A 7,241-nucleotide genomic window follows, 5' to 3' on the forward strand; every position below is an offset into this window, starting at 1 on the left:
CGACACCGAAGGATGCCAGTGCCAGTGCAAGGTCTGTGTCGGCGCGGCCGAGCACGTCACGGACGTAGACCACGGTGTTGACCAGGACCATGGCGGTGGGTGCGGCGACCACCACGTTCAGGGCCAGCAGGGATCGCAGCCGGCTGGTCCGCCAGAAAATCCGGGCACCGAGGGTGGTCCGGTGCCACAGCGATGTTGCCGGCGCGGCTGTCGCTTCAATTTTCGGGAGGACGGTTACGGCGACCATCAGCGCCGAGAAAAGGAACCCGAACACGGTGCCCAGGAACAAGTTGTTGTAGCTGACGACGGTCAGCAGCAGTGCCGCCGCGGCGGGGCTGACCAGGGCTTCCATGTCGTACGCGAGCCGGGACAGGGAGAGGGCCCGGGTGTAGTCCCGTTCCTCCTTCAGCACCGTGGGAATCAGCGACTGGAACGCGGGAGTGAAAGTGGCCGACGCCGATTGCAGCAGGAACACCACCACGTAGATCTGCCATGCCTCGGTAATGAACGGCAGGCACAGTGCCATGGCGCCCCGGACCAGGTCGGCACCGATCAGCACGGGCTTCTTCGGCAACCGTGCCACGACGGCGTTGATCACCGGAGCGAAGCCCACATAGGCCAGCATCTTGATCAGCAGGGCGGTACCCATGACGGCGCCGGCATTGCTGCCAGCCAGGTCGAACGCGAGCAGCCCCAGGGCGACTGTCAGCAGCCCGGTCCCCAGTAGTGCCACCACCTGCGCCGCGAACAACCGCCGGTAGGTCACATTCCGCAAAACGCCCAGCATTCCATAACCCTTCGAGTTCACATGTGCATAGATATGCACCTATCCTACGCCTTTCAGCACGGTTGGCCAGCGGTTGAATCGGCAAGGCATCGCTAAAGTAGGTGCTGGACGGAAGGCAATGACCATGACCGAAGAGACACACACCGGCTTGGCGGGAACCGTCCTGCGCGAGCGGTACCGGGTTGAAGAAGTCCTTGGGCACGGCGGCATGGGCAGCGTCTACCGCGGGACCGACCTGGTACTCGACCGGGAGGTGGCGCTGAAGATCTTCCGCGAGGACGTCACCGACCCGGAGGAACTGGCCCGGCAGCAGGCGGAAGCCCGGATGCTCGCCCAGCTGAACCACCACGGCCTGGTCACGCTTTTCGATACCGGCACCCTGCTCCGCGGCCACAGGGAAGTGCCCTTCCTGGTCATGGAACTTGTTAACGGAACCGACCTTCGCCGCCATCTCGCAGCCGGGCCGCTGGCAGGGGCCGAAGCGGCGCGGCTGGGAGCCGAACTGGCTGAAGCACTCCAATACATCCATCAGCGCGGCGTGGTGCACCGCGACGTAAAACCCGCGAACATCCTGCTGACCCGTTACGCGGCGGATTCCCCGCTGCGGCCCAAGCTTGCCGACTTCGGGATCGCAAGAATGCTCGACGGCGCCCGGCTCACCGCCACCAACATGGTTCCGGGAACGGCGGCCTACTTGAGTCCGGAGCAGGCCCGCGGGGACACGGTGGGGCCGTCCGCGGACATCTACTCGCTGGGCCTGGTGCTGCTGGAGGCCCTGACCGGGACGGTGGCCTTCCCCGGGCCTCCGCTGGAAGCCGCCGTGGCCCGGCTATCCCGGCTCCCGGACATTCCCGATTCCCTTGGCCCGCAGTGGACGTCGCTGCTGACCGGCATGACGTCCCTGGACCCGCAGGACAGGCCGGACGCAGCGGGCGTCGCCAGGATCCTGGGAACCGCGGGCTGGACCCTGCCGGCGGAAGGAGCAGGTGACACTGTCGTCGCACCGTCCCACCCGGCCACCCGGGTCCTGGACGCGGGTGACGCCGGGACCCGCGTGGCGGGGAGCCCGGCCGCTCAAGGGAGCAGGCTGCCCGTCCTCGCTGACAGCCAGGCCACCAACGCCACGTCACGGCAGCCTGCCCCACAGTTGCCGGTGCGGGCACCTGCCTCGGCAGATCCGAAGCCTGCCCGGAAGCGCCTCGGGGGCAAAGCCAGCCCCGTGGGGCGCCGCCGCCTGTGGATCCTGGCCGCTGCCGCCGTCGTCGTTCTTATCCTCGGGGCGGTCCTGCTGACGTCCCTCCAGGGGCCGCAGCCCGCGACGGTGGATCCCGGGCCGGCGATCCCCGGGCAGCTGGGCGAGCACTTCAAGGAACTCGAAGAAAGCGTCAGGCCATGAACCGTCATCCCCGCCGAAAGCTGACAACCGCCGTCCTTGGCGCCTGCCTTGGCGTGGCGTTGCTTGGCGGGTGCTCCCCTGCGCCCGACCTGGACACTGCGGTGGCCGGCCAACTGCAGACGCGCGTGGCCTCGGCAAAGGAACTGGCTGCGGCACAGGACTTCCCGTCGGCGCTGGCCGAGCTTCAGCAGCTGAACCAGGACGTGGCAGCCGCTGCGGACCAGGGCAAGGTCTCGCAGCAGCGGAAAGCCCGGATCGAGGCGGCCATCAGCACGATCCGGAGTGAGCTGGAAGCAGCCCTGGCACCGGCGCCAACGCCCCCCGCAACCGATCGACCGCTGACCAAGGACGAACAGGAGCGGCTCGAAGAGGCGCAAAAAGAGGCCGAGAAGCAGCGCGAAGAGGCACAAAAAGAGGCCGAAAAGCAGCGCGAAGAGGCACAGGAGGAAGCCGAAAAACAACGCAAGGAAGCCCAGGAGGAAGCTGAAAGGCAGCAGCGGAACAGGGACTGAGAGGTAGCGGTTTACTTCCCGGAGGGCGGCTTCATGAGGATGTCGATGAGCTGGGTCAGGCCGCCGGCCATGTCCACATTCTTGTCGTAAAGCCATTGCAGCTGCAGCCCGTCAAAGGCCGCGATGACCAGCCTCGCAAGAGCCTGCGCAGGAACATCGTTGCGCACTTCACCCGATTCCTGGCGGCGTTGGATGTCCTCGCCCAACTCCGCCACAAGCATGGCGTAGCGGTCTACGAAATACGGGTGCGAGTCGTGCCCGGGATCGCTGGCCGTCGCTGAGGCCACGGCGTAAAGCGTGGTGAGCCCGGGTTCTTTGCGGTTCCGCTCCGCGACGGGCGCGAGCAGCCGGAGCCCTGTCCCGGCGGCATCGGCAGTACTGAGGACCCGCCGGTCCCGCTCGGACAGGACGGCAGTCAGCAGCTCCTGCTTGCCCCTGAAGTAGTGGAACAGGGTGGCCTCCTTCACCCCTACGAGCTCGGCCACCCGCTTCAGCGCCGCACCTTCAAAGCCTTCAGTGGCGAAGACATCCGTTGCTGTCTGGATGATTTGCTCCCGGCGCTCCGCTCCTTTGGCGTACTGGCCACGCGGCTTTGATGTCGGCATCACGACAGTTTATTTCAAGCGCCCCTCCTGAAAACCTAGTCTTACTTGGTTTTTGTGTATATGATCCTTTTCACGGCCCAACGGAGGGTCGCTTTCATCAGGAGGCAATGTGGCCGATTTGACCATTTCCCAAGATCCCGCTGTATCTCCGGCCAGCGGGGCCTTGGGCAGCAGCACAGCAGACACCGCCGCCGGAACCGGCGCCCCTTCACCGGTCAAGGCACCCCGCGCCTACGTCATCGGCATGCCCATCGCCAGCGCCGGGCTCTGGATGGCTGTGCTGGCTCCGGCGCTTGTGGTGCTGGCCATCAAGGTTTCCGAGATCACCACCCCGGAAACCCGGGCAGGAGCCCTCAGCCTGGTTGCCGGCGTCGGCGCCTTGGCAGCACTGCTGGCCAACCCGTTCTTCGGGAGGCTGAGCGACCGCACCACATCCCGGTTCGGTATGCGCAAGCCCTGGATAGTTGGCGGTTCCCTGGTGGGGCTCGTGTCGCTGTTCTTCCTGGGCTCTGCCACCGACGTCACCGGGGTGCTGGTTGCCTGGCTGTTTACGCAACTCAGCTTCAATGCCGCCCTTTCTGCCCTGGTTGCCACGCTTCCTGACCAGGCCGGCCCCACCGAACGCGGCCGTCTCTCCGGCCTGATTGGCATGACGCTTCCCCTCGGCCTGGTTGCCGCCGCGTTCCTTGCACAGCTGTTCGATAACGCGCTGCAGATGGCAGTGGTGCCCGGCATCATCGGCACCGTGGTGGCCCTCGCCTTTGCCTTCACGTTCAAAGACCGGGTCCTGACCGATAAGCCTGCCCCGCTGAACCTGAAGGAGATCGCGGGCTCGTTCTACTTCAACCCCCGCACCAACCCCGGACTGGGGTGGGCCTGGTTCACCAAGTTCCTGGTGTACATCGGATACTGCGCGGGCCTGCTGTACCTGCCGTACTTCTTCATCGACCACCTCAAGGTCGCCGAATCGGATGTCACCGCCCTGGTCTTCCAGGCAACCCTGGTCAACTCCGCCGGCACCGTCCTCACCAGCCTCGCCGGAGGCTGGATCAGCGACCGCATCGGCAAGCGCAAGGCAATGGTCATCGCCTCGGCAATCATCGTGATGCTCGGCCTGATCGTCATCGCCACCAGCACCACCACGGACCAGGTCCTGGTCGGACAGGCAATCACCGGCCTCGGCCTTGGCTGCTTCGGAGCCGTGGACGTTGCCCTCATCACCGATCTGCTGCCCAAGGACCAGAGCGAGAACGCGAAAACCTTTGGTGTCTTCAACATCGCCCAGGCACTGCCCCAGTCCCTGGTGCCGGCCATCGCATTCCCCGTCATCACGCTCGGCGGTTACCCCGCACTCTTCATCGGCGGGGCCGTCGTCGGCATCATCGGCGCCGTCCTCGTCACCCGCATCAAAGGAGTCAAATAGATGAACCCCACCCTCTCCCCTGCCGCAACCGCCCCGGCCGCCGGTTCGCCCGACGCCGAAGCACGCATCCGCGAACTGGCCGAAAACCTTTCCCTTGAACAGCAGATCCAGCTCCTGACCGGTGCGGATGTCTGGGCTACCCACGCCCTTCCTTCCATCGGCCTGTCCCGCGTCGTCCTCTCGGACGGTCCGTCGGGGGTCCGTGGTGAAGACTTCGACGAGCGGCACGACTCCGTCTCCCTGCCGTCGTCGTCCGCCCTGTCCGCCACCTGGAGCGTAGACGTCGCCCGCCGCTACGGCCAGGTCCTGGGCCAGGAAGCCCGCCGCAAGGGCGTCCACGCCGTACTTGGCCCCACCATCAACCTGCACCGCTCACCCTTGGGCGGACGGCACTTCGAGTGCATGAGCGAAGACCCCCGGCTCACCGCCACCCTGGCCGCCGGCTACGTGGCCGGCGTGCAGTCCATGGGCGTCGGGGCAACACCCAAGCACTACCTGGCCAACGAGGCCGAAACGGACCGCTTCACCGCCGACTCCGTGGTGGACGAGCGCCCCCTGCGCGAGCTCTACCTCGCAGCCTTCGAAGACGCCATCACCGAGGCACGCGCCTGGCTGGTGATGAGCTCCTACAACTCCATCAACGGCACCACGGCCAGCGAGAACCACCTCCTGAAGACCCCGCTGTCCACCGAGTGGGGCTTTGACGGCGTCGTCGTTTCGGACTGGACCGGCGTCCGGTCCGTCGAGGCGGCCAATGCCCACCAGGACCTCGAGATGCCCGGCCCGGTAGGCCACTGGGGACCCAAACTGCTCGCAGCCGTTGAGGACGGCCGCGTCAGCCGCGCCGCCATCCTGGAAAAAGTCATCCGCATCCTCCGCCTGGCTGCCCGCGTCGGATCGCTTGAAGGCGTCTCCCCCGCTGTGGCTGACCTTCCGCCGGCCCTCGACGCCGCCGCCGTCGCCCGTGAAGTGGCGGTCCGGGGCGCCGTCCTGGTCCGCAACAAGGACGGGCTTCTGCCCCTTGACCCGTCAGCACTGGGAAGTGTTGCAGTGAGCGGCCACAACGCCGAAGAGGCTCGCACGCAGGGCGGCGGCAGTGCCACCGTCATGCCCAAGTACACCGTCTCTCCGCTGGAGGGCCTGCGTGAAGCCCTGCCGGAAAGCGTTAGCGTCAGCTACGCCCGCGGAGCCAAGGTAGCCGAAGGCCTGCAGGCCTTCCCGCGCACCTCCCTGCACAACCCCGTGTCCGGCGTTCCCGGCATGCGGGTGACCTTCCTGTCCGAAGACGGTGCGGAAATCTCCGGTGAAGACCGGCTCGCGTCCCACCTCATCTGGTTCGGCGTCGGGATCCCGGAAGGTGCCGCCGCCATCCGCATGGAAGCTGACTGGACTGCCCCCACGGCGGGCATCCATCACTTGGGCGTGGGAACGGTGGGCTACATCCGCCTGTCGCTGCAGGGCGAGGAAGTGTTCAACGGCGAGATCGAGGATGACACCGACGTGCTCGGCGCTGCCCTCTTCGACCCGCCCAAGACCGTCCACCCCGTGGAAACCGCTGCGGGCGAAGCGGTACGCATCGAAGCCGTTTACGAGCTGCCCAAGCAGCAGGTCATCCCGTTCACCGCCATCCTCCTGGGCGAGGAAACCGTCGTGGAGGACCCCCAGGCCGATATTGACGCGGCAGTGGAAGCGGCAAAGGCCGCCGACGTTGCCATCGTGGTGGTGGGAACCAGCGCCGCGATCGAGTCCGAGGGCTTCGACCGCAAGGACCTCGACCTTCCCGGCCTGCAGAACCAACTGGTCGAAGCTGTTGCCGCGGTCAATCCGCGTACCGTCGTGGTGGTCAACTCCGGCTCACCGGTCCTGATGCCGTGGCTCGACAAGGTGGGAGCGGTCCTGCTCGGCTGGTTCGGCGGCCAGGAATTCGGCCGTGCCATCGCGGACATCCTCCTCGGCGTCGAAGAGCCAGGCGGCCGCCTGCCCACCACCTGGCCCGCAGCCCTGGAGGACGTTCCGGTGCTGAACACGACACCGGTGGACGGCAAGGTGGTCTACTCCGAAGGCATCCACGTTGGCTACCGGGCCTGGCTCAAGCAGGAAGCTGCCGGCGGCGCCGCGCCTGCCCTGCCGTTCGGCTTCGGCATGGGCTACACCACCTTCGAACTGGGAACAGCCCACGCTCCCCAGTACGTGACTGCCGGCCAGGACGTCGTGGTGCACGTTCCGGTCCGCAACACGGGCAAGCGCACCGGCCGTGAAACGGTGCAGGTGTACCTGGACCGCCCCGGCTCCGCCGTGGAGCGCCCCGTCCGCTGGTTCGTCGGCTACGCGGGAACGCATTTGGCGCCGGGAGGTACGGAAAGCGTGGAAGTGCGGATACCGGCACGGTCCTTTGGCCATTACGACGGCGGCTGGCAATTTGAGCAGGGCACGTTCCGCCTGCTGGTGGGCCGCCACGCCGCTGACGACTTCCAGGTGCTGGACATCGAACTGCGGTAACACAGATCAATCAAAAACC

At 66.5% G+C, this 7,241-nt stretch carries 6 protein-coding genes; 4 read left to right on the forward strand and 2 right to left on the reverse strand.

The window, feature by feature from the left end:
- A partial coding sequence (locus P2Q66_RS08420) for an MFS transporter (protein ID WP_275727187.1) occupies positions 1–787 on the reverse strand: 787 nt, incomplete at its 3' end.
- 124 nt (positions 788–911) lie between these two features.
- Here P2Q66_RS08420 and P2Q66_RS08425 point away from each other — a divergent pair.
- Together P2Q66_RS08425 and P2Q66_RS08430 are read left to right on the forward strand one after the other, a co-directional pair.
- Positions 912–2,183: a serine/threonine-protein kinase gene (locus P2Q66_RS08425; protein WP_275727190.1), complete on the forward strand. Its 1,272-nt coding sequence runs from the start codon at positions 912–914 to the stop codon at positions 2,181–2,183.
- Positions 2,180–2,695 carry a hypothetical protein gene (locus tag P2Q66_RS08430; RefSeq protein ID WP_275727193.1) on the forward strand — a complete coding sequence of 172 codons (516 nt, stop codon included), beginning with the start codon at positions 2,180–2,182 and terminating at the stop codon, positions 2,693–2,695. Before P2Q66_RS08425 ends, P2Q66_RS08430 begins: the two co-directional genes overlap by 4 nt.
- Positions 2,696–2,706: 11 nt before the next feature.
- On the opposite strand, the gene P2Q66_RS08435 is transcribed toward P2Q66_RS08430, so the two are convergent.
- Positions 2,707–3,300 carry a TetR/AcrR family transcriptional regulator gene (locus P2Q66_RS08435; protein ID WP_275727195.1) on the reverse strand — a complete coding sequence of 198 codons (594 nt, stop codon included), beginning with the start codon at positions 3,298–3,300 and terminating at the stop codon, positions 2,707–2,709.
- Positions 3,301–3,409: 109 nt separating this feature from the next.
- Here P2Q66_RS08435 and P2Q66_RS08440 point away from each other — a divergent pair, with 109 nt between their 5' ends.
- Positions 3,410–4,723, forward strand: a complete 1,314-nt coding sequence (locus P2Q66_RS08440) for an MFS transporter (protein WP_275727196.1) — start codon at positions 3,410–3,412, stop codon at positions 4,721–4,723.
- Positions 4,724–7,222, forward strand: coding sequence for a glycoside hydrolase family 3 protein (locus P2Q66_RS08445; RefSeq protein ID WP_275727197.1), 2,499 nt, complete (start codon positions 4,724–4,726; stop codon positions 7,220–7,222). It abuts the gene before it with no gap.
- The last annotated feature ends 19 nt before the right edge of the window (positions 7,223–7,241 follow it).

The organism is Arthrobacter sp. Cr_A7, assembly GCF_029222765.1.
In the GTDB taxonomy this organism is placed as follows: Bacteria; Actinomycetota; Actinomycetes; order Actinomycetales; family Micrococcaceae; genus Arthrobacter.

Bases quoted from the DNA above. Each gene is read 5' to 3' on its own strand.
- P2Q66_RS08425 (WP_275727190.1), top strand. From the start codon at position 912: ATGACCGAAGAGACACACACCGGCTTGGCGGGAACCGTCCTGCGCGAG.
- P2Q66_RS08435 (WP_275727195.1), bottom strand. From the start codon at position 3,300: ATGCCGACATCAAAGCCGCGTGGCCAGTACGCCAAAGGAGCGGAGCGC.
- P2Q66_RS08445 (WP_275727197.1), top strand. From the start codon at position 4,724: ATGAACCCCACCCTCTCCCCTGCCGCAACCGCCCCGGCCGCCGGTTCG.
- P2Q66_RS08430 (WP_275727193.1), top strand. From the start codon at position 2,180: ATGAACCGTCATCCCCGCCGAAAGCTGACAACCGCCGTCCTTGGCGCC.